The sequence below is a fragment of the Aliidiomarina shirensis genome (assembly GCF_003987345.1).
Classification (GTDB): domain Bacteria; phylum Pseudomonadota; class Gammaproteobacteria; order Enterobacterales; family Alteromonadaceae; genus Aliidiomarina; species Aliidiomarina shirensis.
Genome location: NZ_PIPP01000002.1, coordinates 195,285 through 219,559, shown reverse-complemented (window position 1 = coordinate 219,559; position 24,275 = coordinate 195,285). Strand labels below are relative to the sequence as shown.

Genomic DNA, 24,275 nt, shown 5'->3' with positions numbered 1-24,275 from the left:
ATGCGGTGCGTTTCGGGAGTAAAGTATTACTTTCTCAGGGTGTTGGGTGAGTGACTTTTTCGTGGGGGAGGTATTGCTTTCTCAGGGACGCCGCAAGTACTTCCATGTAGGCTTGAGCTGCCGCATCCATGCGGCAGACACCCCGAGAATACAATACCTTCCCCACGAAGCGCCACTCACCATCATCTGCAAAGCACGCCCCCGAAAAAAGCAACACACCCCGAGCATGCATTGCAATAGCGAGGCTGATATAATCCGCGCACTTTCAACTTCGCTGGAAAGGAACTATGAGCGAATTTTTTGCTGCCCTTGTTGCCGTAAGTGCTGCTGAGCTTGGCGATAAAACTCAATTTTTAGCATTGCTACTCGCCGCTCGCTACGCCAACCAACGTGGCGCGGTGATCGCAGGCATGTTGCTCGGAATGATTGTAATGCACGGCATAGCCAGCGTTATCGGCTATTACCTTGGCGATTTTCTTGCGGCCGATTGGCTTTCGTATGCCGTAGGTGCCCTATTTATTCTGATGGGCATCGCCGTGTTAGTGCCAGAAAAAGATGAACAAGTAGAAACCAACAGTAAATTTTTCAAACTCGGTGCTTTTCTGGCCGCATTTCTATTGCTAAGTGTGGCTGAAATTGGTGATAAATCACAAATTGTTACCATGATGCTCGCTGCGCATTATCAAAGCATGTTTTCAGTAGCTGCCGGTGCGGTAGTGGGTATGAATTTATTGCTCATTCCAGTTATATTCTTTGGTGCATGGATTACCAATCGTATTCCCATGCGGGCCATTCGTATATTCGGTTGCCTAGTATTCGTGAGCCTCGGTGTCATCGCGATTTTTAGTGCATAGCACATAACATAGCGCAGCACATAAATGGATTAATAACACGGGAGCGGCATTTGCATGTTATTCATGACACTCGGCGGCATCGGTTTATTATTGCTTGGCATGGCCATGATGACAGAAGGCCTAAAAGCCGCGGCTGGTAACGCGCTAAGCGGGTTGCTTGAGCGCTCAACTAAAACGCGCTTACGGGCAGCATTTACCGGGTTTGGTATCACCGCCATCGTGCAATCGTCTAGCGCGGTAATCGTAACCACGTTAGGTTTTACCAACGCGGGTATGCTGAAACTGCGGCAGGCGGCGTGGGTGGTTTTCGGTAGCAATCTCGGCACCACCATGACAGCCTGGATCGTGGCGGTTATTGGTTTGAAGCTGAACGTACAAGTAATTGCGCTTCCGTTGATTGGCGTAGGCATGCTGTTGAAGTTATTTTTTAGCAAAGGCCGGGCGCCCCACATTGGTTTTGCGCTTGCTGGGTTCGGTGTGCTTTTTCTCGGCCTGGGTATCCTGCGTGATGCCTTTATTGATGTGGCCGATTACTTACCCTTGGAACAGCTTGGCAGCACAGGCGCACTCGGCATTGTGCTCGGCGTGTTGGTGGGGGCGTTGCTTACCGCACTTATTCAATCATCATCAGCGGCACTTGCTATTATTCTCACCGCTTCGGTTACGGGCGTGCTCACGCCGTTGCTAGGCGCAGCATTAGTTATTGGAGCGAACGTTGGCACCACAGCCACGAGTTTGTTGGCATCAATTGGCGCCACGGCGAATGCGCGGCGGTTGGCACTGATTCATGTTACCGAAAAGGTATTTACGGCGATTATTGCACTTATCTTGTTGGTGCCGTTATGGTGGGTTTCTGAGTGGCTTGCCGGCGGGGAATCGGGGCAGAATATAAGTATGGGCCTGGCGTTATTCCACACCATGTTTAATCTTTTGAGCTTGGTTTTAATGTGGTTCTTGGCCGATTCCTTAATTCGTCGTGTAGAACGCTTTATCAAGCAGCCGGCACTTACTTCCGAAAAGCCCCGCTATCTCGATGACACCGTATTATCCATGCCTGCGATGGGGGTTGCTGCAATGCACTCAGAGCTAAAGCGTGTATTCAAACAACTGCTGGGGCGTGGGCGTAAAATTCTGAATGCTGAAGCGGAAGCGGCACCTGAACCTGATTTTCACACTACCGCTTTGCTAGAATCGATTCAAGAGTTCGGGAATAAACTTAGCGCCCAGAGTTCTATGGCAGAGCATGCCGACGTGTTCTTGAACCTCAATTGGGCCAGTGAAGAAAGTGTGCAGTTAAAAGCCTTATTGCATGAATTAGCCACGGTTAACCAACAGCAATTGCACACGGCTACAGCCGGGGCATTAGATGAGAATTTTCAGCGCTTGATGCGTTCAAGTACCTTGAAAGATATGTCGGCAGAAGAGCGGCACGCGGTCATTGCGGATATCGAACGAGCTCGGCGCACGCGGCGCTCTGAGCTATTGGCGAATGTTCAATCTGGTGAGAGCAATGCGCCGGATGTAACCACGCAATTACGCATTATTAGCTTGCTAGAAGAATGCGCGAAGCGAATAATGCGTATCTCAGCGGTGATTTACCCGGCAGTAGAAAAAGATAATATATTCAATGAATCTAATCAGGCGGAGAAAAACTAAATGTTGTTAGCAAGTGTTGCAGTAATTTTAGGATTAGTGCTGTTAATTTGGTCCGCCGATCGTTTTATTGAAGGCGCTGCGGTTACCGCTAAACACTTCGGTATGTCGCCGCTGCTGATTGGTATGTTAATTATTGGTTTTGGTACCTCGGCACCCGAAATGGTGGTTTCGGCATTTGCGGCTGCGCAGGGGAATCCGGGCTTGGCGCTGGGGAATGCGTTTGGTTCGAACACGGCGAACATTGGTATGGTGCTGGGCTTTACCGCCTTAATTGCGCCCATAACCGTAAAATCGAGCGTATTGCGCAAAGAAATGCCGATTTTAATCGCGATAACCTTGCTCGCGGGTTGGCTGATTCTGGATAATTTTATTAGCGGTTGGGATGCTGTCATTCTCCTCGTGGTCTTTTTCGCAGTGATGGGCTGGTCGATCAAACAAGGCCTGAACGGCGAGGATACCCTTGGCTTGGAAACCGATGCGGATTTAAGCAGCCATCGAATGCCGATAGCGCGTGCCTTGATGTGGCTATTTGTTGGGCTGTTCCTGTTAATCGCCAGCTCCCGCGTGTTGGTCTGGGGGGCGGTAGAAATCGCCATGGCCTTTGGTGTCAGCGATTTAATCATTGGCCTTACTATTGTCGCTATCGGTACGTCTTTGCCCGAGTTGGCCAGTGCCATTGCCGCAATTCGCAAAAATGAACACGATTTAGCGCTCGGTAATATTATTGGTTCAAACTTATTTAACACTCTGGCCGTAGTAGGTATTGCTGGCGCGATTCATCCGTTTGGTATTGATGCCGAAGTACTAAGCCGCGATTACCTCATCATGGCGCTATTTACTCTGCTAATTGTCGTGTTTGCGTTTCGTTTCAAGAAAGCAAAGCGGCCAGGGCGTATTAATAGGCTCGAAGGTGGCTTGTTTGTAGCCGGCTACTTTGGCTATTTGCTGTGGGTTATCCTTTAAGAGATGTGCTCTGCAAAACTGGCAAAAAACTAGCTTAAAATTCAAGTAAGAAGAGGTGCTCGATGTCGAATAAGCAAATGAATGAAGCTACCGAACTCACAGCCACGCGGCTTATGTGGGCGGGGTTAATTCCGTTCATTGGCACTGCGATCCTCGGTGCCATTGGTTTTTGGCAGGCGCCTTTGGCACAAGCCTTCCTGATTTATAGCGCTGTAATATTATCGTTTTTAGGCGGTATTCATTGGGGGTTAACTATGGCCAAAGGCCTCGATAACCCGCAAGGCACCTTGATTATTTGTATGCTGCCTTCTATTGTGGCTTGGGTTTCGGTGGCATTTTTGCCTACCCTTTGGGCTGTTGGTGTGCTCGCAATCGTGTATATGCTTTGGCTGAAATATGATGTGAAACGCGTAAGCCAAGCGTGGTATGAAAAAGTGCGTCAGCCGGTAACCTTCGTGGTAGCCGGGTGTCATTTCTTGTGGTTTATCACTATCGCCACTGAATTGCGTGTCGGCTAACTGGGGTAGGGCAATGGATATTCGCGTGCTTGGTTGCTCCGGGGGTTTGAGCGATACACAGGGCAGCACCTGTATCCAAATTGGTGATTATGCGCTCATCGATGCAGGTACGGGCTTAAGCTCGCTTTCCATCGAAGCGATGCGCAAAATTCGCTATATTGTGCTTACCCATTCGCACATGGATCATATTGCGGCGTTACCGTTATTCCTCAGCAATATGTTCGATGACGTGGAGCATCGCGTACAGGTTTTTGCCCAAGCGCACACGATCGAAACGCTGAAAACGAATATTTTCAACGATAATATTTGGCCCGATTTTACCTTATTGCCTACGCCTGAAGCCCCAATCGTAGAATTTATTGAAATTACTCCCGGCGATACCTTCACACTAGCAAGCCCTGAAAAGGAAAATGCACAAATTCATGTGTTTGCCGTTGACCATACGGTGCCTACCGTTGGCGTAAGCGTGCGCATGCAAAACCAACATTTTGTGTTTAGTGCCGATACCATGGAAGGCCCAACACTGGATAACGCACTCAGTTCATTAACGAAGCTGGCGCCTATTGATACGTTCATGCTGGAATGCTCGTTTACCAATAATAAGCGCGAACTCGCCGTGCGTACTAAACACATGACACCAGCCATGGTGGCGAACACACTCTCGCGTATGCCCGAGCTTCCGAAAAAATTATGGGTTTCGCACTTGAAGCCGAGCAGCGGTAATGCGCTGGTAGCTGAAGTGCTCGCGTTAGCGAGAAAATTTGAGAACGAAATAAATGTGGTGCTGTTACAAGAAAGCTCAATCAGATAAATGCGTTTCGGGCACTTAACTGATTGAGCAAACGGTATTGACTCTGGTTAAAATCTAAAACGAGTAATTGATACCAAAAGTTGCGCTATTCCAGCTCGCTGAAACATTATCGTCAGGTGCGAAATCTGGGAGAACTTGGTAATCAATAAATAGATTAAAATTTTTGCTTAATTTGTAATTGATACCAATACCATACGCAAACCCATCGTAGGAAACGCTTCCTTTTACAGGTGCGTAGCCTATGAGATTATCGTCACTGTCATAAGAGCCTGTGTAACTGTTGTATTCGAGGTCTGTTGTCGAGTAGCCGGCTAATGCATATACGCTAAAAGCTTCAAACACGGGATAAGATGCTTTAAACATTAGTGACGCTTGGCTACTGATATCCTCTTTGTATTCAACGCTAGCGTCGTTTGGCAGAACCGTAAAATCTGAATACCCTGATGTACCGCCAGCATATCTAGCTTCGAGCGCAAGGTGTTCCGTAAATCGATAGCCTGCTATAACACCCGCCGTATTAAAATCTCGATTAAATTGCGAAATTTCTTGTGCGTTATATGATGCGCCGACATACCACGTGTCATTTGCCTGCGCTGCTGTTATCGAAGTAGATAGGAGAATTGCGAGAGAGATAGGTAATAGCTTTTTCATTTTATGTCCTTATATATTTAATCAGCAAAGCTACCGTACCCTGTAATATTTTTCGCTACAATAGGTGAAAACCCCACTCATCGTTTAAAATATGCACATTAACTGAACGTGGGCGCAAAAACGCGCGGGCGAAAAATATAGATTAACAAAGGGGTTGTTGGGTTTCGTAAAATGATATTTGTACGCAGTGGCGTTGGGGATGGTCTGCGAAGGAGAGGTTTGCTTTAGGATAAGCTCCGCACGGGCGCGTAAAAACGCACCATGTCACTAGGTGCCTGGATGCAATAAACTTAGCGTAGCTTTAGTGCTTTCATCTGGCAACGAAACCAACCGTCCATCGCGTAAATCTCAATTTCATCTCCATTCAACCCACGCACTTTGGCGTGTGTTGCGGTAGATACGTGCTTTAGTTCGTTACGCGCTATCTCAATCACATGCAGAGCTTTGCGGTTCGCAGGTACACCCAATTTATTGATAACTTGGTCGCCCATGCAGATCTCTATCCTATAACGATCAAAGGTGCTATCAGCAGGGGGCGCAGCGCTATCGTTTGAAGTCATCATTTGATTAATTCCATTTGGTAAATGATTTTGTAAACTTAATGTAAATTTACTTGGAAATTCTAAGCTACTACTGCTTGCCTGTGTATATGAGGTATAGCATATAGTTCAAAATTTAATCAATGCGCAACAAAAGAAAAAAACTTTTCAAAAATGAGATTGATTCTCATTTGATATTAAGTATACTCTCCGTCATCTAATTAAGAATCATTACTATTTAGATTTGAAGTTGCAGCTCACGCGCGCAGTGTTCGCGCGCCTTGTCGCTAACAACATCATTTAATTAATTGATTTAAAACTGTAAATGTTGGAGAGATAGCTAGATGTCAATTCAAGTGTGTGCACGATCGGTGCAATCTAACTCAGGTTCAACGGTTAAAAAAACGCGAGCTTCCTTGTTAAGCATGGCAGTTACTGCCGCAATCGCAGCTAATATTGCAGCAGGTAGTGCAATAGCTGAAGAAGCTGAATCAAAGCAAAATATTGAGCGTATCAATATCTTAGGTTCAGCCGCAGCGGTAAATGAAACGCCAGGCTCTGCTTACTACATGAGCGAAGAAGAGCTAAAAGAGTTTGAATACACCGATATTATGCGGGCTCTAGGCAACGTGCCGGGCGTATATGTGCTTGAAGAAGATGGTTGGGGATTACGCCCGAACATTGGTATGCGCGGCACAGGCGTGAATCGCTCAGACAAAATTACGGTAATGGAAGATGGCATTCTTTCTGCTCCGGCTCCTTACGCAGCACCAGCAGCTTATTATTTCCCTACATTTGCGCGTATTGAAGCGATGGAAGTATTGAAAGGTTCTTCTTCTATTCAATATGGTCCACGCACCACAGGTGGTGTTCTGAATTTAGTGTCGCGCAGCATCCCGAACGACGACTTCGCCGGCTTTGTGGATATCGGTGCGGGTGAGCACGGTTTTGGTAAGTTCCACACCTATATGGGTGGCAGCGGTGAACGTGCCGGCGGTGTGTTTGAAGTGTTACGTTACCAAGCGGATGGCTTCAAAGATGTTGCGAACAGCGAAAGTGGCTTTTACCGCAACGATATCATGAGCAAAGTTCGGGTGAACCTTGATGATGCAGGCCGCCATCAAGTTGAATTCAAGTTTAAATATTCTGATGAAGTGAGTGATGATACTTACATGGGTATTACCGATGCGGATTATCAATCGAACCCGTATGGCCGGTATGCTGCTTCTCAGCTTGATGAAATGACAACTGAGCACACGCTAATGCAAGCCACTCACCAGTGGGCGTTGGCGAATGGTGGTGTGCTTACTTCCTCGATTTATCGCAATGAATTCGCGCGCAATTGGTATAAAGCTGACCAAGTGGGCGGTGTTTCGTTATCAGGTGGTGGGCTGGAACTCGCCTCTGCATTTGAAACGGGCGCGGAAACGGGTGATACCTTGAGTGTTCGTTTGAAAAATAACAACCGCGAATATTTGAGCCAAGGTGTGCAAACTCAATATGATTTTGCCATCAACGGAAATGAATATGTGCTGGGTGCGCGTTATCACGAAGATGAAGAAGATCGCTTCCAGTGGGTTGATTTATATGAAATGGATGCGGCGTTAAACATGGCGTTAGCAGACGCCGGTGTTCCTGGCACAGATGCGAACCGAGTGGCCAGTGCGGAAGCGTTTGCTGCATTTGCAAAAGCGCGCATGTATTTTGATGATTTAACCGTAGATTTTGGTGCGCGTTTTGAAGATATCACGGTAAAACGTGAGAACTTTGGCAGCGATTTACAGCGCCTAAATACGCCAGAATTACGGGAAAATAGCACCACTGCGTTTTTACCAGCGGCAGGTATTACCTACCGTTTAAATGATTCATGGGTTGCGTTAGCGGGTGTCCAGAAAGGTTTTGCACCTGCGGCTCCGGGCAATAATGAGCAAGAAAACGAAGAAAGCTGGAACTACGAAGCGGGTATTCGCTACGCCGGAACAGTTGATTACGGCTATGTGAGTGGCGATGCACGGTTTGAAGTAATCGGTTTTTACAGTGATTACAGCAATATGCATGGTAATTGTACGGCGGCACAGGGCTGTGATCTGAACAACATTGGCGCGCAAGTAAATGCCGGTGAAGTTGAAGTGATGGGTGCAGAAGTTTTAGGTGCCTATACGTATGCCTTGAACGACGCTATCGATGTGGCGCTAGATGCAGCCTATACCTTCACAAAAGCAGAGTTCCAAAATAGCTTCAATTCAAACATCGGTATTTGGGGCAACGTTACCGCTGGTGATGAAGTGCCGTATCAGCCGGAGCAGCAGCTGCGCACCGGTATTGCACTTAAAGGCAGCGTTTGGAGCTTAGCATTTAACGCTCGTTACTTGGGTGAAATGCGTACGGTTGCTGGCGCAGGTACCGTGGCAGCAGACGAAAAAATTGCCGCGCGCACTATTTTCGACATGGCGGCTCGCTATCAGTTAGCCGAGAACCAATCGGTGTATGTAAGTGTTGATAACTTGGCTGACAAAACCTACACAACCACACGCATGCACGGTGGGGTAATGGTAGGTAAACCACGGCAAATCAACGTGGGCTTCCAAGCCCGGTTTTAAATGATAACCATTGTCATTCACATGCAGGGCATTTACAATGCCCTGCATATTCGCAAGGAGATTTTCCTATGTTGAAAACGAAAATGGGGTCAGTGACGCGTTTCTCTGGCACTTTAAAGATGGTGTCAGTGATGATGTTCTCTGGCACTTTACTGTTAGGTTGCAGCCCAGCCAGTGAAAATACGGGTTCTGAAGGCGCTAACTCCGAAAGTGCTAACAGCGGCGAAGTAAACCTTTACTCTTCACGAAACGAAGGCTTGATTAAGCCACTACTTGACGAATTTACTGCTGAAACAGGCATTCAAGTGAACTTGCTTACCGGTTCTGGTAGCGGTTTATTATCGCGCTTGCAAAGCGAAGGCGCGAATACGCCAGCGGATTTGTTCCTTACCGTTGATGCCGGTTCACTGCACCGCGCAAAGGAAGCCGATTTATTCCAGCCGGTAACCAGCGCAACACTAAATGATGCTATTCCTGATCACCTGCGCGATTCTGACCGTCATTGGTATGGCCTAAGTATGCGTGCGCGCCCCGTGTTTTACTCACTGGAGCGGGTGAACCCAGAAGAAATTACTGATTATCTGAGCCTTGCAGATGAAAAATGGCGCGGCCGTATTTGCGTGCGTTCATCGGATAATATTTACAACCAATCAATGGTTGCGGCCATGATAGCGCACCACGGCGAAGCGGCTACCGAAGAGTGGGCGCGCGGTTTAGTGGCTAATTTTGCTCGTAATCCAGTAGGTGGCGATCGCGATCAAATTCATGCCGTAGCCTCAGGGCAGTGCGATATCGCGATAGCGAACACTTACTATTTTGGCGGCATGAGCTTAAGCGATGATGCCACCAACCAAGATACCGTAAGCAAAGTAGCTATTGCATGGCCGGCGCAAGATACAACGGGCGTTCATGTAAATGTTTCTGGTATTGGCTTACTAAAAAATGCCAGCAATGAAGAAAACGCACTACGGTTAATTGAATTCCTAGCACAAACCAGCTCGCAAACGTGGTACGCAGAAGCAAACTCTGAGTATCCAGTGAATCCAGCGGCGCCTTGGAGCGAAACCTTGGAATCATGGGGCGAGTTCACAGCTGATGATATCTCTATGAGCGTGTTAGGCGAAAACAATGCAATTGCTGTGCGCTTGATGGATAGAGCAGGCTGGCGCTAAATACATCGCGCTCGCGCTAAAATAGCCAGCAGAGCGCTTAAGTTGGAAGCAGATGGTTAAAACAATTGGCAGGGCAGGCAAGCAGCTATTTCGGCGGGTGTGGCGCAGATGGCACGATATTTCGTTGCCGTTGGTTGCAATCGTTATCTGCTTGCCGCTGATTGTTGTTGCTGCAAGTTTTTTTATTGGCCTAGGTGGTGAAGAACAACGCGCAACCTTGAGTCATTTGTTTCAGAATGTCATTGGCGAATACGTTTGGCATAGCTTAATTTTGCTCGTTGGCGTTGGGCTGTTGGTGATGCTCATGGGCGTTACTGCCGCGTGGCTCACCACAGCCTGCGAATTCCCCGGCGTACGCTGGTTGCGTTGGGCATTGCTACTGCCACTCGCCATGCCAGCTTACATTACCGCTTACACCTACAGCGGCATGCTCAGCTTCGAAGGCCCGGTGCAACGCACCTTGCGTTCGCTTACCGGCTGGGGCTTAGGCGATTACACTTTCCCTGAAATTCGTTCACTCACCGGCGCTGTGCTGGTGATGGGCTTTGTATTATTCCCCTATGTGTATCTGGTAACTCGCGCGGCATTTATTGAACAATCGCGCGCCGCCATTGAAGCTGGCCGTACCTTGGGGCTTGGCCCGTGGCAGAGTTTCTACCGCATTGCGTTGCCGATGGCGAGGCCGGCGATCGCAACCGGCGTTACTTTGGCGCTCATGGAAACCCTAGCCGATTACGGCACGGTGCACTTTTATGGTGTAACTACCTTTACTACCGGCATTTTCCGGACTTGGTATGGTATGGGCGACCAAGTGGGGGCTTTGCAATTAGCCAGTTTGTTGTTGAGTGCGGTAGTTGTGCTGATGCTGGTGGAGCGCATATCGCGGAAGCAATCGCGCTACCACCATGCTGGGCGTAATAATCAAGCGACACGGCCCATGGCGCTGAAAGGTGTTAAAGCATTTTTGGCCTTTAGCGCGTGTTTCGTACCGGTTCTGTTTGGTTTTTTATTACCCGCGTTGCAATTATTGAGTTGGTCCGCCGATAGGCTGGATGTGTGGGGCGATGCGGCATTTTGGCGCTTGGTGAGCAATAGCTTAGTGCTCGCGGCGCTGGCGGCGTTTATCACGGTGGCGGTTGCGTTATGGCTCTGTTACGGCAAGCGCGTGGCGAGCAAACGCCGACAGAATAAGCGCACGCGCATTACCCAAGCCTCGGTGAGCTTTGCCTCGTTGGGGTATGCGATTCCGGGTGTGGTGATTGCCGTTGGGGTGATGGTGCCGCTGAGCTGGTTGGATAACCGTATTATTGGTTTTAGTGAGAATGTGTTTGGTATCAACCCTGGGCTGATTTTATCGGGCACCATTGTGGCGCTGTTGTTTGCGTATACGGTGCGGTTTTTATCGATTTCGATTCAAACGGTTGAAAGTGGGCTCACGCAAATTAGCCACGCGATGGATGAATCGGGTAGAATTTTAGGTTTGAAATCGCGCGAAGTGCTTACGCGTATTCATTTCCCGTTGCTGCGCACAAGTTTGATTACGGCCGGTATTCTGGTGTTTGTGGATGTATTGAAGGAATTGCCAGCTACCTTGGTGTTGCGGCCGTTTAACTTTAATACTTTGGCGGTTCGAGCATACGAGATGGCGGGTGATGAGCGTTTAGCCGATGCCGGGCCTGCGGCGATTATGATTGTGTTGGCAGGTTTGATTCCGGTTATTTTATTGAGCCGGGCGATGAATCGGCGGCAGCATTTGAATACTGAAGAGGCGCGAACGGTTGAGCCGAAACCGGGTGATTTGCGTTTTGGTGAGCCAAGCCCGGGTAAAATTTACGAGCCGCTGTAGTAGTTTAAGAGCACTCACGTGAGAGCGCGGTTATAGCTGAAGGAAAATCATGAGCCAGTTAAAGCTAAATAATGTAGAAGTTGGATTTGGTCGGCAAACTATTGTCGATGGCGTAGGCTTTTACCTTGGCGAAGGCGAAATCGGCTGCTTGTTGGGGCCTAGTGGCTGTGGCAAAACCACGTTATTGCGCGCTATTGCCGGGTTTGAGCCGGTAACTTCTGGCCGTATTGAGCTGAATAAACAGTTGGTGAGCTCACCGGGCCAGCACATTCCGCCAGAGAAGCGCGGTATTGGCATGGTGTTCCAAGATTTTGCGCTGTTTCCGCATCTTACTGTGTTTGAAAATGTGGCGTTTGGTATCCGTAATCAGAGCGCGGAAGAGCAACGCCAACGGGTTAACTTATTGCTGAGCCATGTTGGGCTGGCGGGTTATGGCCCACGCTATCCGCATCAGTTATCAGGCGGTCAGCAGCAGCGCATTGCCTTGGCGCGGGCGTTGGCGCCGAAACCGCGGTTGTTGTTAATGGATGAGCCGTTTTCTTCGTTGGATGCTGAGCTACGCGAATCGTTGGCGGCGGAAGTTCGGAATTTGCTAAAAGAAGAGGGCATTACGGCGCTCTTGGTCACCCACGATCAGCAAGAAGCCTTTGCCATGGCGGATAGAGCGGGGGTGATGTATCACGGCCGGTTGCTGCAATGGGATACGCCGTATGGTTTGTACCATCGGCCGGCGCACCATTTGGTGGCTGATTTTATCGGTGTAGGAGTGTTGCTGCACGGCACGGTAACGGATGAGCTGAAGGTAGAAACGGCGCTGGGCTTGCTGCATGGCGATGAGGTGGTGCGCGGTACCGAAGGGGAAGCGGTTGATGTACTGATTCGTCCGGACGATATTGTGATTGATGAAACGGCTGATCGGCGTGCAAAAATAGTGGCTCGGGGCTTTCGCGGGGCGCACTTTTTGTATACGGCGGAGCTAGCCGATGGCAGCCATTTATTGTGCATGGCGCCTTCTCACCATCAATATGATATCGGCCAAGAAGTAGGGCTGCGCTTGAACCTTGATCACCTAGTGTTGTTTCCTTCCGGCTTCTGCGACACCTAAGAAGTTGGGGTCGTTGTCCGTGTACTATGGCACTTAAGCCAACTCCTAAATCCTACTCCCCGCGTTTTTATTGGCCAGAAGATGGGGTCGTTGTCCCTGTTCTATGGCACTTAAGTTCGTGTTGAGAATAAATTTTTTTAAGTGCCATAGCTTTGCCTCACTGACCCCAATTTATTGGTCGCAGGCGCAATCTATCTTCATGTTTGGGAAGCGATGTTGCAAAACACCACGAAACTCCCGTTGTACATTGGCATCGCCGTGAACTAAGCGCACGTGCTTTACTTGCTCTGCGTTAGCGATGAAATCAATGAGTTCTTGCTGATCCGCATGAGCAGAGTAGCCACCCAATGTATGAATTTGGGCTTTTATCCAGATGCGCTGGCCTTCGAGTTCAACGTAACCGCCCCCAGGCCCGTATGTTTGAATATCGCGGCCGGGCGTGCCAGCGGCTTGATAGCCAACGAAAAGCACATCGGTGCGCGGATCTGGAAGCAATGCGCGAAGGTAATTTACCATGCGCCCGCCGGTGCACATGCCGCTCGCGGCGATTACAATGCAGGGCTCTCCCGTGCTCTTCAGATAGTTTACCAAGCGGTGGTGCTCAGCATGTGTATCAACAATATGCATACGTTTGAAATTGAGAGGGTGGCGATCGTCGGCAACGCGGCCTAGCGCTTCGGCATCCCATAAATCGCGCATCTTTCTGTATTGTCGCGTAAATTCCGCAGCCATGGGGGAATCGACAATAACGATAATGTCCTGCCAGATATTACCTTCTCTGGCGCCTTCCCTAGATTTACATTCGAAAATAATATCTTCGAGTTCATAAAGCAGTTCTTGCGTGCGCCCAATGCTAAAAGCAGGAATAAGCACGGCACCACGATCTTTAACACAGCGCTCAACAACCCGCTTTAAGCGTGCTTGGCGCTCACTACGATTTTCATGATTCTTATCGCCATAAGTGGATTCAAGTACCAACATGTCGGCACGTTCGAGTGGCGTTGGGTCAGGCAGCAGCGGCGAGTTCTTACACCCTAAATCTCCGGAAAACACCACCAAGAAGTTGGGGTCAGTGAGGTGAAGCTCTGGCACCTTATTTACTTCTGGGTAATCAATGGCTTTTGTAGGGAGAGCACTCGCTAAAGTGCCAGAGCTTCGGGACAACGACCCCATTTTCTGGCATTCAACGTAGGCGGAACCAAGTATGTGGCCGGCTTGGCGGAAGCGCACTTTTAGCTCTGGCAGTACTTGCACCCAATCATCGAAATCAGCCGGTGTAAGCATGCTCGCTAAAGTGCCAAGCACACCTTGAATGACCTCGCGATTGCGCGTCATGCCAACTTTTAGCGCATCTTCGATCACCATCGGTAACAAATGCGCAGTAGCTCGGGTACAAAATATCGGCCCACGAAAGCCAGCAATCAGTAACCACGGCAAGCGGCCAACATGGTCGATGTGGCAGTGAGTGATAATCAATGCTTTCACACGCTCAATAGAAAAATCGATAGCCTGATTGTTTTCGTTAGAACCGCCACGAGCCCCCTCAGAACCCGATGTTTCCGCTCCTTGAAATAAACCAATATCAATCAGAACCGAAACATCTTCAGAAACCACCAGTTCATGGCACGAACCAGTAACACCGCTGGCCGCCCCGTGGTGAATGATTTCGATCTTAGCGCTTTTCGAATTATCCATGTCAGGATTCAGCCGCTCACCAACCCATGTATCCGCCATTCCATTCTCATCGTGTGCTACCTTGCCGGCTAGATCCACGCTTCCGTTACCCATGTCGATTCCCTCATTATCTTCATGATTCAATTAGGTTTTTAAAGTACAACAACAAAATTTATGGAAGACGAAGAATAAAATCAATAGAAGATATCGCTGAATTTTTGTCAGCAATTGCGTACATGCTTTGGCAGAGCGCAAATCCCAAACAAATGAAAGCGCTCATCGGTAGTACATGTATTTCCAATATATCGGTGGAAAATACCCATATTTTCTCACGTGTTTCAAACGAAAGTACCCACCTCAGAGCACTGTATATTACAATAAATTTAATAGCTGGTTATGACAAACAGTACCCGAATGCGCTACACTCTGCTGCTAATTCTGTGGGGCACAATTCAAAAAATAAAAACGAAATTAATTGCAGTATAAAAGCAATAATGAGGATACTGAGTAAGCTTGTCTCCGTGGCCAGTATCCGCAAACCACAAGCCTCAAATCGCATAATTATCAATGTTGAGTTACAGCAGGGATGTAGGGCCCAGAACCTAGGGGCGGTAGCGTGCTTAATAGCAGCAAGCTAAAAGCATAGCGCAAAAATAAAGAGAGAAAGTGTCATTATGAGCCAACATCAACAAGCAAATAAAGCTTCTGGCAATGAAATCGATTTGCGGGAACTATTTCGAATTATTTGGGCTGGGAAATGGATAATAATCGCGGTTACATTTGTATTTGCGGTTATTTCGGTTATGTATGCCCTTAGTTTACCGAATGTTTATCAAGCCGAAGCAAAGCTAGCCCCAACAAAGGAAAGCCAAGGCAACAGCTTAAGTGCTATGTCAGGGCAACTTGGTGGATTAGCATCTCTGGCAGGCTTCAGTATGCCTGTAGGCGAAGTGGATAACGCCCAAATGGCGCAAGAAATTCTAAAATCCCGCGCATTTATTACAGAGTTCGTACAAAGACGAGATGTGTTAAAGGATTTGATGGCTGTTCAAGAATGGGTATATCACACCGGCGAACTGCGCTACGACCCTGAAATCTACGATACCAGCACAGGAGAATGGGTGCGGGAAGTTGAGCCACCACAACAATCCGTTCCTTCGGCTTGGGAGTATGTGAAGGCCTTTCGCGATCTACTCAGTGTTACCCAAGATACAACAACAGGAATCGTTTCAGTAAGAATCGAACACCAATCGCCAGTGATCGCAAAACAATGGATAGAATGGTTGATCGAAGATATCAATAATGAAATGCGTAGAAGAGATATTGAAGAAGCTCAACGCAGCATTTCATATATTGAGCGAGAACTGGAACGTGCTCGATTAACAAATACCCAGCAGGTATATTCAGCATTACTCGAGCAACAAACGCAAACTATCATGCTCGCCAACGTGCGGCCTGAATATGTATTTAGAGTTATTGATCCAGCAGTAGCTCCAGAAGAGAAAGCACGCCCTTCAAGAGCGATTATCGCGATTGTTGGTACCTTCTTTGGTGGTCTTTTATCCCTGTTCATTGTGTTAATTCGTAACGCATTTCGAACAAAAGAAGAAACGCTCTCTAAATAAAAATTTGATAACGCGGATTAGATTAAAATGAAAATTTTAGTTACAGGTGGCGCCGGTTTTATCGGTTCGGCAGTTGTTCGAGAAATAATTCAACACTCCAATGATACAGTGATCAACGTTGATAAACTCACTTATGCTGGAAATCTAGAAAATGTATCTGACATCGCCGATAGCGAACGATATATTTTTGAACAGGTTGATATTTGTGATCACTCGGCACTCGAACACGTATTCGAGCTGCATCAACCGGATGCGGTAATGCATTTAGCAGCCGAAAGCCATGTGGATCGTTCAATCGATGGTCCGGCAGCGTTTATTCATACCAATATTGTTGGCACCTATACCTTGCTGGAAGTAGCACGCAAGTACTGGAAAGGCTTGAATGAAACGAAACAAGCAGCATTTCGCTTTCATCACATATCAACCGATGAAGTTTTCGGTGATTTAGAAGGTACGGATAGCTTATTCACGGAAACCACGCCTTATGCGCCAAGCTCGCCCTATTCGGCAAGCAAAGCAAGCTCAGATCATCTGGTGAGAGCGTGGCAACGAACATATAACCTGCCAACTATCGTCACCAATTGCTCGAATAATTACGGCCCCTACCATTTCCCTGAGAAACTTGTGCCCTTAATGATTTTGAATGCGCTCGAAGGCAAATCATTACCTGTATATGGTCAAGGCACTCAAATTAGAGATTGGTTGTACGTAGAAGATCACGCCCGTGCCCTCCTTAAAGTAATAAAAGAAGGGAAAGTAGGCGAAACCTACAACATCGGCGGACACAATGAGAAGCAGAATATTGAAGTAGTAAAAACCATTTGCCTCTTGTTGGAAGAGCTGGTTCCGCAGAAGCCGCAAAACATATCGCACTATGAAGAGCTGATTACGTTTGTGCAGGATAGGCCTGGCCATGATGTTCGCTACGCGATCGATGCTGGAAAAATTGAGCGCGAACTTGGCTGGGTACCTGAAGAAAGCTTTGAAACTGGATTAAAGAAAACCGTTCAGTGGTACCTCGAGAATCAAGAGTGGTGTAAACGAGTACAAGATGGCAGTTATCAACGAGAGCGTTTAGGAGCAAGTTCATGAAGGGAATTGTATTAGCAGGTGGCTCGGGTACACGTTTATACCCTATTACTATGGGTGTATCGAAACAGTTACTACCAATCTATGATAAACCCATGATTTATTACCCACTATCGGTTTTAATGCTAGCGGGTATTCATGAAATTTTAATTATCTCTACGCCCGACGACCTTCCAAACTTTCAGAAATTGCTCGGTGATGGCTCCCGGTTTGGTATTCAGCTCACGTATGCTGAGCAACCAAGCCCTGATGGGTTGGCACAAGCGTTTATTATTGGTGAAGATTTTATCGGTGATGATAGTGTTTGCTTAGTTTTAGGCGATAACATTTATTATGGGCCAGGCTTTACCTCCAAGCTTGTAGAAGCCGTGAAGAGAACGGAAAAGCAGGGCGGCGCAACCGTTTTTGGTTATCAAGTGAAAGACCCTGAACGCTTTGGCGTTGTTGAATTCGATGCGAACCACAAAGTAATTTCTATCGAAGAGAAGCCGCAGAAACCGAAATCGCATTATGCGGTTACTGGGCTATATTTCTACGATAATTCGGTAGTTAAAATAGCCAAAGGTGTCGAGCCTTCAGAACGCGGCGAGCTTGAAATTACCGATGTGAACCGAGCCTACCTCGAACAAGGTAACTTAAACGTAGAATTGCTTGGCCGCGGCTTTGCGTGGCTCGATACGGGAACACACGAAAGCCTTTTAGAAGCAGCGCAATTCGTAGAAACCATAGAAAAAAGGCAAGGCTACAAAATAGCATGCTTAGAAGAAATTGCTTTTTATAAAGGTTGGCTAACTAGTACAAAACTTCTAGAACAAGCAAACGAGTTAAAGAAAAATGGTTATGGCCGCTACTTATTAGAGATATTGGAAGATTCAAAATGATACCTGTATCAAAGCCTTATTTACCGAATCGTGAAAAGCTACAAAAGTACATTGATAGTATTTATGAAAATGCGTGGTTAACAAATAATGGCCCGTTGATGCAGGAGCTTACGCGCCGGTTAGAAGCCTACTTAGGTGTGGAAAATCTGCTTCTTGTATCCAATGGTACGTTAGCACTGCAAGTAGCTTACCGTGCGCTGGGTATTAACGAACCTATAAACGGTGAGCCGGCAGAAGCTATTTCTACGCCCTTTACGTTCATTGCAACGGCAAGTTCGCTGAAGTGGGATAATATCGAACCGGTGCTGGTGGATATCGATGCGAAAACATGGTGCCTCGATCCAACATTAGTGGAAGCCGCAATCACCCCACGCACTCGCGCCATCGTTCCCGTGCATGTATTTGGTAATACGTGTGAAGTAGAAGCCATTGATGCGATAGCTGAGAAGCACTCGTTGAAAGTGATTTACGATGCCTCGCATGCATTCGGCGTAAAACACAAAGGCCAAAGTGTTTTAAATTATGGTGATGCCGCAACATTGAGTTTTCACGCGACAAAACTTTTCCATACAGTGGAAGGTGGCGCTATCGTTTTCAAGCATAAAGCTGATCTCGAACGTGCGAAGAAAATGATTAATTTTGGTATTGCTAGCCCAGAAGTAATTGATGAGCAGGGCATTAATGCCAAGATGAACGAGTTCCAAGCGGCTATGGGCTTGTGTGTACTTGATGAAATGGAAAGAAATATCAGCTCACGAAAAGAAATTTGGCATCGTTACGAGAGTGCGTTGGCTGATAAGTATCAACTACAAGCGCTAAATAGTGATATTTCCTATAACTATGCTTATTTCCCTACCGTTTTTGAAAGCGAGGAAAAAGCGCTCGCCTTTCAAGATTCGTTGAAAGCAAACGGTGTTGTTGCGCGAAGATACTTTTATCCATCATTAGATCAAGTTAGTAACCAGAACTTCAAGGTATCTGGAGAAACCAAGAACTCGCAAAGCATCGCAAAACGAATTTTATGTCTGCCACTGTATTGCGATCTAGATATCGATGAGCATGTATTACCGTTCTTGAATGAGTAAATTATGAATATAGTTATCTTTGGTGAACTACCACTAGCCACTAAGATTCTGCAGTTTTTGCAATCTTTTGAATCGATAAATGTTCCGTTTGTAGTTTGTGAAAACTACAACGCTAAAAATCTCGATCCTTGGCCAGAAACTCCGATGCTGTACGAGTACGCAGCATCGCAAAATATTCCCGTAATCAAGCTAAATGAATTGGAAGCTTATTGCGCAAAGCTCTCCGAGAAACCGGTTGTTGGCATCACGGCAAGGTTTTCACGGATTCTTAAAGAAAATCATTTATCAGTGTTTGAGAACGGAATAATAAACCTTCATGGCGGTCTTTTACCCGATTTTGGCGGCCTGTATAGCGTGAATCACATGTTGCTCTCAGGCAACAAGATCGGGGGTGGTTCAATTCACTGGATCGATTTAGGTATAGATACCGGGGCACTTATTAAGCGCTGTATTTGCGATATTGCGGCAGAAGATAATGCATTCTCACTCCACCAAAAAGTTCAGGCGTCACTATTGGATGGCCTCAAGAGCGTGGTGTCTGAAGGCCTCGAGCGGGGCTTTGATAAGATATCCCATGAAGTAGCCCCCGCTGATGCAAAGCCAGCTTACTATTCCAAAGGCAGCCTCGAGGGGCTTCGTGAAGTAGCATTTTCTGAACTTGGCAGCGAGAAAGCGTTACGCACCATTCGAGCTTTCGATTTCCCTGGCTACGAACCCGCCTATACCATGATTGCCGGTCAAAAGGTTTTTCTACGAGTAACGATATGAAGATGGATTTTTCATACGCAGATGTGAGCATCCGTGCAGTATTTGATGCCAGTTACGATGCCGGTGGCAGTAAACGCCGTAAGTTCAGCTATTTCCTCAAAGATGCCATCGAACAGAACGCGAACGCAATTGTCACCGCCGGCGCAGCCAATAGTAACCATGCAAAAGTGGCGGCATTAGCGTGTGCAGAGCAAGGCTGGGAATGCACAATCGTTGTGCACGACAACGAAGATTATTCGAAAGGCAATTTACTGCTCATGAAAATGTCGGGCGCACGCTTAGTGTTTACCACATTGGAGCAAGTGGGCCCGGTGATGGACGCCGAAATGCAGAGGTTTCGAACAGAAGGTAAGCACCCATACTACGTTTATGGTGGTGGGCACGGCTTGCCTGGATACCTCGCATACTACGATGCCGCACATGAATTTGTACAAGCGAACAGAGATTTTCAGCCTGATTTTATTGTGCACGCATCGGGTACTGGTGGAACGCAGGCAGGTTTAATTGTCGGGTTCAATCAACTTTTACCGCATTCGCAAGTGTTGGGCGTTTCCGTAGCCAGGCAGCGAGCACGCGGTGAACAGGTGCTACGAGAAAGCTGCGATAGTTTAAGTCAGTATCTCGGCTTCGAGGTAGTTGGTGATGATAAAATAGAGTTTGCAGACGACTGGATAGGCGATGGCTACGGCTCTACATCGCCAGAGTTATTCGCGACTATTAAATACTTTGCCCGCAAGCACGGGTTAATCACCGACCCTACTTATACCGGAAAAGCACTCCACGGCTTAAAACAAATGATTGATAACGGCCGAATTGCCCCAGGCAGCAAAGTTTTATTTTGGCATACAGGGGGATTAATTAACCTCTTTGAGCACACTCAGGAACTAATTAAATGAACGTACTTCTTACCAGCGTTGGGCGCCGAAGCTATTTAGTCGATTATTTTAAAAATGCACTCCCAGACGGGGGCAAAGTAATAGCTGCCAATAGCGAATCGCTTACCAGTGGAATGATTTCCGCAGATAAGGGTTATACCGTCCCTCGAGTTGATTCGGAAGAATACATTCCTCGCATTCTCGAGATCTGCAAATTAGAAAACGTTACCTTGGTAGTTTCTCTTTTTGATATAGATTTACCCTATCTATCCGAGGCAAAAAGCCAGTTTACTGCAGCGGGTATCAACTTAGTGGTGAGCGAACCGTGGGTTATTGATGTTAGCAACGATAAATGGAAAACCTGGCAGTTTCTTACTAGCAAGAACATAAATACGCCGCGTACCTTTAATGAGCTTGGTGCTGTAATCGCGGAATTAGAAGCCGGTACTTTGAGTTTCCCACTGATTATCAAACCACGTTGGGGAATGGGCTCGCTATCTATTTTTAAAGTAGATACCCGCAAAGATTTAGAGTTTTTCTATGAGTATGGTAAACGGCAAATAGAGCAAAGCTATTTAAGTATTCTGAGCCGTGAAGAGATTGCAAAAGCGATTGTGATTCAAGAGTTTATTGCGGGTAAAGAGTTCGGCCTCGATATATTTAATGATCTTGCCGGGAACCACCTCCAAACCATAGCAAAACAAAAAGAAGCCATGCGCTCTGGCGAAACTGATATGGCAACCATAGTGGATGATGCTCGGCTTGAGCAATTAGGAAGCACCCTAGCTTCGCACTTTAAGCACGTAGGCAATATGGATGTTGATGTTTTAGAAAATAGTAAGGGTGAACTATTTGTTTTAGAAATGAACGCTCGCTTTGGTGGCGGTTATCCCTTTAGTCATCTTGCCGGCGCTGATTTCCCTGCGGCGCTAATTGCCATGGCGTTAGGGAAAACGCCACATTTGCCCGCTGTGGAATTCGGTTGCACTGGTGTTAAAAGCATAAGCCTTCTTAAAGCGCCAAATTAATGTCCCTCAGCCTAAAAACGTCCACGGGAATTTTATGGAACCTCTGTGAGCAATTTGCTCGCCGAGGAATAGGCATACTCGTAACGCTATTGCTTGCGAGGTTTCTGGTTCCCGAGGATTTTGGGCTCGTAGCGATGATGGCGGTTTTCATCGCGCTGGGCAGCTCACTCATGGAATCGGGGTTTCGGGAAGCGCTTATCCGCCTCGAAAAAATCACGCAAGAAGATTACACAACTGCTTTCTATGCTAATTTAGCGCTGGGATTATTTTCCTACATAATCCTAGCACTCGTAGCCCCTTCCATTGCTTCGTTCTACGATGAACCTAGGCTGGTTGAACTAATAAGAGTAGCCTCGCTTTCGGTTATCATCATGTCGTTCCAGGTTGTGCAAGTTGCCAGCCTATCTAGAAAGCTGAATTTCAAAGCCCAATTAAAAGCAAGTTTCCCAGCTAGTATCATCTCGGGCGCGATTGCTATTTACCTCGCCTATTTAGGTTGGGGTGTTTGGGCACTCGTTGGGCATACGCTATTAAACGCATTTCTTCACACTGCATTACTGTGGAGAATTGAAGCCTGGCGCCCCACCATGCAGTTCAGCTGGAAATCAGCGAAGGCTATGTATAACTTCGGATATAAGCTTTTTTTATCCGGAATGCTCGATACCGTTTTCCAGAACCTATATGTAATCGTAATTGCTAAAGCATTCTCAGCATCGGCCGCGGGCTTATATTTTTTCGCAACAAAGATTAGAGATCTAATTGTTCAGCAATTGATTGTTGCCATTCAATCCGTTACTTATCCAGCGCTTTCCTCAGTACAAAATGATGCGCCACGATTGAAACTCGCGTACAAGAAAATTGTTATCCTCATGACGTTAGCCATGTTTCCGATGGTTATCTTTATCGCCGCGTTTGCGCAGCACATCTTTGAGCTGATACTACCTGCGAAATGGTGGCCGGCGGTTCCATACTTTCAGTTGCTTTGTGCGGCTGCGTTAATGATGCCTCTGCATTCAATTAACTTAAATATTTTAAAAGTTAAAGGCCGTTCCGATCTATTTTTATACCTAGAAATAATTAAGAAATTAGTGAATGGGGCCGTGCTGCTAGCAACCTATCAATACGGGATTCACGCCATTATTATCGGTCAAATTGCCACCTCTGTAGTAAATTACATACCGAACAGCTATTTCTCGAGTAAGCTTTTAGGGTATGGGATAATTGAGCAAGTTAAAGATTTTCTACCAACACTTTTGATTGCACTGGTGGCGGTAGCCGTGAGCTATCAAACGGTACAGAGTTTGAACATGAGCGGCATATTACTTCTGATTTCTGCGGCGCTTATTGCTTGCGTGATGTATGTCGCTTTGCTCTTTATTTTAAAAAGATCCGCCTTCAACGTGCTGGTAAACTATGTTCAACAAACTCGCAGTAGCGCGAAATAAGCGCTCGGTTGGTTTTGCGCTTGCAAGTGAAAATGAAGCGAAAATCGCCGCACTTAGCTGTGCTTTTGTGTTAGAACAACAATGAATTCAAGGCTGTAAAATTAATATGAACGTGAACATGCTCTCAGCACCAAAAAGTGAAAGCGATGTAACATCATTTTGGAAGTACTCTGATAAAATCTATGTCAGTTTTATTTGTATTTCCTTTAATCAGGTTGAGTATATCGCTGGCGCCTTAGAGAGCCTTTTAGCGCAAAAATGTAAGTATCGATTTGAGATCCTTGTGCATGATGATTGCTCTACAGATGGTACAAAAGCGATTATTGAGGGCTATAAAGCTCGGTTCCCAAGCATCATTAATTTTATATCGCAGAACGAGAATCAATTTAGTAAAGGTAAAAAAATATTCCCAATCGCAATAGAGCATTGCAATGGCGAATTTGTAGCGTTTTGTGAAGCTGATGATTATTGGGTTGACGAGTTCAAGGCAGAGAAGCAGCTCGAAGCCTGCCTAGCGCAGAAAGCGTCGTTGTGTGTAACGAAATCACTTGAGCTCAATGAAGATACAGGTGAACAGCTAACGCTATTAGATAATGTGAGCGGCAGCAGTATTCGTTTAAACGATATTATCCGGTTAAGGGGAGCTGGCGTTGCCACCGCCTCTATGATGTGCAGAAAATCGAGCCTAGATGTGTACATGGCGCACTCTGATCGTTTCATAGTGAGTGATTACTTCATTCAAGTGCTATGTTCAGTAGATGCAAACTGCGCTTTTGTTCCAGAAGTTACCAGTGTTTATCGAAGAAATGCGGCTGGTTCGTGGACACAATCACAAAAATCTAATCGGCAGAAAATCTATCGATATCAGATCGAAATGGTTAAATCGGTAGCATTTTTAAGTGAGTTAATTCTGCAAAAAGAAACGAGAGGTGCGCTTACCTCCATCTTTTATTTCTATTATCTACCTGCTGCGAAAGGCGCGTTAAAGTTTGGTTCGCTGAACGATTTTATACAGTTATTAAAATTACCTATAAAGATGATGTTGTTGAATATTAAACGGAAAAAATATGAACTTTAGAACGTATGCGGA

21 protein-coding genes are annotated in these 24,275 nt (G+C 46.7%); 18 read left to right on the top strand and 3 right to left on the bottom strand.

Annotated features, from left to right (window positions below; all coding sequences use genetic code 11):
• The first annotated feature begins 287 nt into the window (after nt 1-287).
• The 5 genes from CWE13_RS05060 to CWE13_RS05040 all read left to right on the top strand — a co-directional run bounded on the left by CWE13_RS05060 (nt 288) and on the right by CWE13_RS05040 (nt 4,802).
• On the top strand, nt 288-854 hold the full coding sequence (locus CWE13_RS05060; RefSeq protein ID WP_126806497.1) for a TMEM165/GDT1 family protein: 567 nt from the start codon (nt 288-290) through the stop codon (nt 852-854).
• Nucleotides 855-908: 54 nt separating this feature from the next.
• Nucleotides 909-2,510: a Na/Pi cotransporter family protein gene (locus tag CWE13_RS05055; RefSeq protein WP_126806496.1), complete on the top strand. Its 1,602-nt coding sequence runs from the start codon at nt 909-911 to the stop codon at nt 2,508-2,510.
• Nucleotides 2,511-3,473 carry a calcium/sodium antiporter gene (locus CWE13_RS05050; protein WP_126806494.1) on the top strand — a complete coding sequence of 321 codons (963 nt, stop codon included), beginning with the start codon at nt 2,511-2,513 and terminating at the stop codon, nt 3,471-3,473. It begins immediately after the preceding gene.
• A 62-nt stretch (nt 3,474-3,535) separates the two neighbouring features.
• Nucleotides 3,536-3,991 carry a DUF3429 domain-containing protein gene (locus CWE13_RS05045; protein WP_126806492.1) on the top strand — a complete coding sequence of 152 codons (456 nt, stop codon included), beginning with the start codon at nt 3,536-3,538 and terminating at the stop codon, nt 3,989-3,991.
• A gap of 13 nt (nt 3,992-4,004) precedes the next feature.
• On the top strand, nt 4,005-4,802 hold the full coding sequence (locus tag CWE13_RS05040; RefSeq protein WP_126806490.1) for a 3',5'-cyclic-nucleotide phosphodiesterase: 798 nt from the start codon (nt 4,005-4,007) through the stop codon (nt 4,800-4,802).
• Nucleotides 4,803-4,856: 54 nt separating this feature from the next.
• Here the strand turns inward: CWE13_RS05040 and CWE13_RS05035 are convergent, their stop codons facing one another.
• A complete protein-coding gene (locus tag CWE13_RS05035; RefSeq protein WP_126806488.1) occupies nt 4,857-5,453 on the bottom strand; it encodes a porin family protein in 597 nt (198 codons plus the stop codon).
• 290 nt (nt 5,454-5,743) lie between these two features.
• The gene (locus CWE13_RS05030; RefSeq protein WP_126806486.1) at nt 5,744-6,016 is read right to left on the bottom strand and encodes a hypothetical protein; all 273 of its coding nucleotides are present in this window, start codon (nt 6,014-6,016) and stop codon (nt 5,744-5,746) included.
• Nucleotides 6,017-6,336: 320 nt separating this feature from the next.
• Here CWE13_RS05030 and CWE13_RS05025 point away from each other — a divergent pair, with 320 nt between their 5' ends.
• The 4 genes from CWE13_RS05025 to CWE13_RS05010 all read left to right on the top strand — a co-directional run bounded on the left by CWE13_RS05025 (nt 6,337) and on the right by CWE13_RS05010 (nt 12,715).
• Nucleotides 6,337-8,592 (top strand): TonB-dependent receptor family protein, encoded by a 2,256-nt coding sequence (locus tag CWE13_RS05025; protein WP_126806485.1) that lies wholly within the window; start codon nt 6,337-6,339, stop codon nt 8,590-8,592.
• A 68-nt stretch (nt 8,593-8,660) separates the two neighbouring features.
• The gene (locus tag CWE13_RS05020) at nt 8,661-9,764 is read left to right on the top strand and encodes a Fe(3+) ABC transporter substrate-binding protein (RefSeq protein ID WP_241973638.1); all 1,104 of its coding nucleotides are present in this window, start codon (nt 8,661-8,663) and stop codon (nt 9,762-9,764) included.
• A 52-nt stretch (nt 9,765-9,816) separates the two neighbouring features.
• Nucleotides 9,817-11,610 (top strand): ABC transporter permease, encoded by a 1,794-nt coding sequence (locus tag CWE13_RS05015; RefSeq protein WP_126806483.1) that lies wholly within the window; start codon nt 9,817-9,819, stop codon nt 11,608-11,610.
• Nucleotides 11,611-11,659: 49 nt separating this feature from the next.
• A complete protein-coding gene (locus tag CWE13_RS05010; protein ID WP_126806481.1) occupies nt 11,660-12,715 on the top strand; it encodes an ABC transporter ATP-binding protein in 1,056 nt (351 codons plus the stop codon).
• 171 nt (nt 12,716-12,886) lie between these two features.
• Here CWE13_RS05010 and CWE13_RS05005 read toward each other — a convergent pair whose 3' ends face one another.
• Complete coding sequence (locus CWE13_RS05005; RefSeq protein WP_126807318.1) at nt 12,887-14,386, bottom strand: MBL fold metallo-hydrolase RNA specificity domain-containing protein; 1,500 nt, start codon at nt 14,384-14,386, stop codon at nt 12,887-12,889.
• 677 nt (nt 14,387-15,063) lie between these two features.
• On the opposite strand from CWE13_RS05005, the gene CWE13_RS05000 reads away from it, so the two are divergent.
• The 9 genes from CWE13_RS05000 (at nt 15,064) to CWE13_RS04960 (ending at nt 24,263) form a co-directional block, all read left to right on the top strand.
• Nucleotides 15,064-16,014 carry a Wzz/FepE/Etk N-terminal domain-containing protein gene (locus CWE13_RS05000; RefSeq protein ID WP_126806480.1) on the top strand — a complete coding sequence of 317 codons (951 nt, stop codon included), beginning with the start codon at nt 15,064-15,066 and terminating at the stop codon, nt 16,012-16,014.
• A 27-nt stretch (nt 16,015-16,041) separates the two neighbouring features.
• On the top strand, nt 16,042-17,106 hold the full coding sequence (gene rfbB / locus CWE13_RS04995; RefSeq protein WP_126806478.1) for a dTDP-glucose 4,6-dehydratase: 1,065 nt from the start codon (nt 16,042-16,044) through the stop codon (nt 17,104-17,106).
• Entirely contained in the window at nt 17,103-17,984 is an 882-nt protein-coding gene (rfbA, locus tag CWE13_RS04990) for a glucose-1-phosphate thymidylyltransferase RfbA (protein WP_126806476.1), read from the top strand. Before rfbB ends, rfbA begins: the two co-directional genes overlap by 4 nt.
• On the top strand, nt 17,981-19,069 hold the full coding sequence (locus CWE13_RS04985) for a DegT/DnrJ/EryC1/StrS family aminotransferase (RefSeq protein WP_126806474.1): 1,089 nt from the start codon (nt 17,981-17,983) through the stop codon (nt 19,067-19,069). The genes rfbA and CWE13_RS04985 overlap by 4 nt, the downstream gene beginning before the upstream one ends.
• Nucleotides 19,070-19,072: 3 nt before the next feature.
• Nucleotides 19,073-19,837 carry a formyltransferase family protein gene (locus CWE13_RS04980; RefSeq protein ID WP_126806473.1) on the top strand — a complete coding sequence of 255 codons (765 nt, stop codon included), beginning with the start codon at nt 19,073-19,075 and terminating at the stop codon, nt 19,835-19,837.
• 2 nt (nt 19,838-19,839) lie between these two features.
• Entirely contained in the window at nt 19,840-20,733 is an 894-nt protein-coding gene (locus CWE13_RS04975) for a 1-aminocyclopropane-1-carboxylate deaminase/D-cysteine desulfhydrase (protein ID WP_157980932.1), read from the top strand.
• Nucleotides 20,730-21,740: an ATP-grasp domain-containing protein gene (locus tag CWE13_RS04970; RefSeq protein ID WP_126806469.1), complete on the top strand. Its 1,011-nt coding sequence runs from the start codon at nt 20,730-20,732 to the stop codon at nt 21,738-21,740. The genes CWE13_RS04975 and CWE13_RS04970 overlap by 4 nt, the downstream gene beginning before the upstream one ends.
• Nucleotides 21,740-23,185, top strand: coding sequence for a lipopolysaccharide biosynthesis protein (locus CWE13_RS04965; RefSeq protein ID WP_126806467.1), 1,446 nt, complete (start codon nt 21,740-21,742; stop codon nt 23,183-23,185). The genes CWE13_RS04970 and CWE13_RS04965 overlap by 1 nt, the downstream gene beginning before the upstream one ends.
• A 106-nt stretch (nt 23,186-23,291) precedes the next feature.
• Nucleotides 23,292-24,263, top strand: a complete 972-nt coding sequence (locus CWE13_RS04960) for a glycosyltransferase family 2 protein (RefSeq protein ID WP_126806465.1) — start codon at nt 23,292-23,294, stop codon at nt 24,261-24,263.
• Nucleotides 24,264-24,275 lie beyond the last annotated feature (12 nt).

Bases quoted from the DNA above. Each gene is read 5' to 3' on its own strand.
- CWE13_RS05060 (WP_126806497.1), top strand. From the start codon at position 288: ATGAGCGAATTTTTTGCTGCCCTTGTTGCCGTAAGTGCTGCTGAGCTT.
- CWE13_RS05055 (WP_126806496.1), top strand. From the start codon at position 909: ATGTTATTCATGACACTCGGCGGCATCGGTTTATTATTGCTTGGCATG.
- CWE13_RS05050 (WP_126806494.1), top strand. From the start codon at position 2,511: ATGTTGTTAGCAAGTGTTGCAGTAATTTTAGGATTAGTGCTGTTAATT.
- CWE13_RS05045 (WP_126806492.1), top strand. From the start codon at position 3,536: ATGTCGAATAAGCAAATGAATGAAGCTACCGAACTCACAGCCACGCGG.
- CWE13_RS05040 (WP_126806490.1), top strand. From the start codon at position 4,005: ATGGATATTCGCGTGCTTGGTTGCTCCGGGGGTTTGAGCGATACACAG.
- CWE13_RS05035 (WP_126806488.1), bottom strand. From the start codon at position 5,453: ATGAAAAAGCTATTACCTATCTCTCTCGCAATTCTCCTATCTACTTCG.
- CWE13_RS05030 (WP_126806486.1), bottom strand. From the start codon at position 6,016: ATGATGACTTCAAACGATAGCGCTGCGCCCCCTGCTGATAGCACCTTT.
- CWE13_RS05025 (WP_126806485.1), top strand. From the start codon at position 6,337: ATGTCAATTCAAGTGTGTGCACGATCGGTGCAATCTAACTCAGGTTCA.
- CWE13_RS05020 (WP_241973638.1), top strand. From the start codon at position 8,661: ATGTTGAAAACGAAAATGGGGTCAGTGACGCGTTTCTCTGGCACTTTA.
- CWE13_RS05015 (WP_126806483.1), top strand. From the start codon at position 9,817: ATGGTTAAAACAATTGGCAGGGCAGGCAAGCAGCTATTTCGGCGGGTG.
- CWE13_RS05010 (WP_126806481.1), top strand. From the start codon at position 11,660: ATGAGCCAGTTAAAGCTAAATAATGTAGAAGTTGGATTTGGTCGGCAA.
- CWE13_RS05000 (WP_126806480.1), top strand. From the start codon at position 15,064: ATGAGCCAACATCAACAAGCAAATAAAGCTTCTGGCAATGAAATCGAT.
- rfbB (WP_126806478.1), top strand. From the start codon at position 16,042: ATGAAAATTTTAGTTACAGGTGGCGCCGGTTTTATCGGTTCGGCAGTT.
- rfbA (WP_126806476.1), top strand. From the start codon at position 17,103: ATGAAGGGAATTGTATTAGCAGGTGGCTCGGGTACACGTTTATACCCT.
- CWE13_RS04985 (WP_126806474.1), top strand. From the start codon at position 17,981: ATGATACCTGTATCAAAGCCTTATTTACCGAATCGTGAAAAGCTACAA.
- CWE13_RS04980 (WP_126806473.1), top strand. From the start codon at position 19,073: ATGAATATAGTTATCTTTGGTGAACTACCACTAGCCACTAAGATTCTG.
- CWE13_RS04975 (WP_157980932.1), top strand. From the start codon at position 19,840: ATGGATTTTTCATACGCAGATGTGAGCATCCGTGCAGTATTTGATGCC.
- CWE13_RS04970 (WP_126806469.1), top strand. From the start codon at position 20,730: ATGAACGTACTTCTTACCAGCGTTGGGCGCCGAAGCTATTTAGTCGAT.
- CWE13_RS04965 (WP_126806467.1), top strand. From the start codon at position 21,740: ATGTCCCTCAGCCTAAAAACGTCCACGGGAATTTTATGGAACCTCTGT.
- CWE13_RS04960 (WP_126806465.1), top strand. From the start codon at position 23,292: ATGAACGTGAACATGCTCTCAGCACCAAAAAGTGAAAGCGATGTAACA.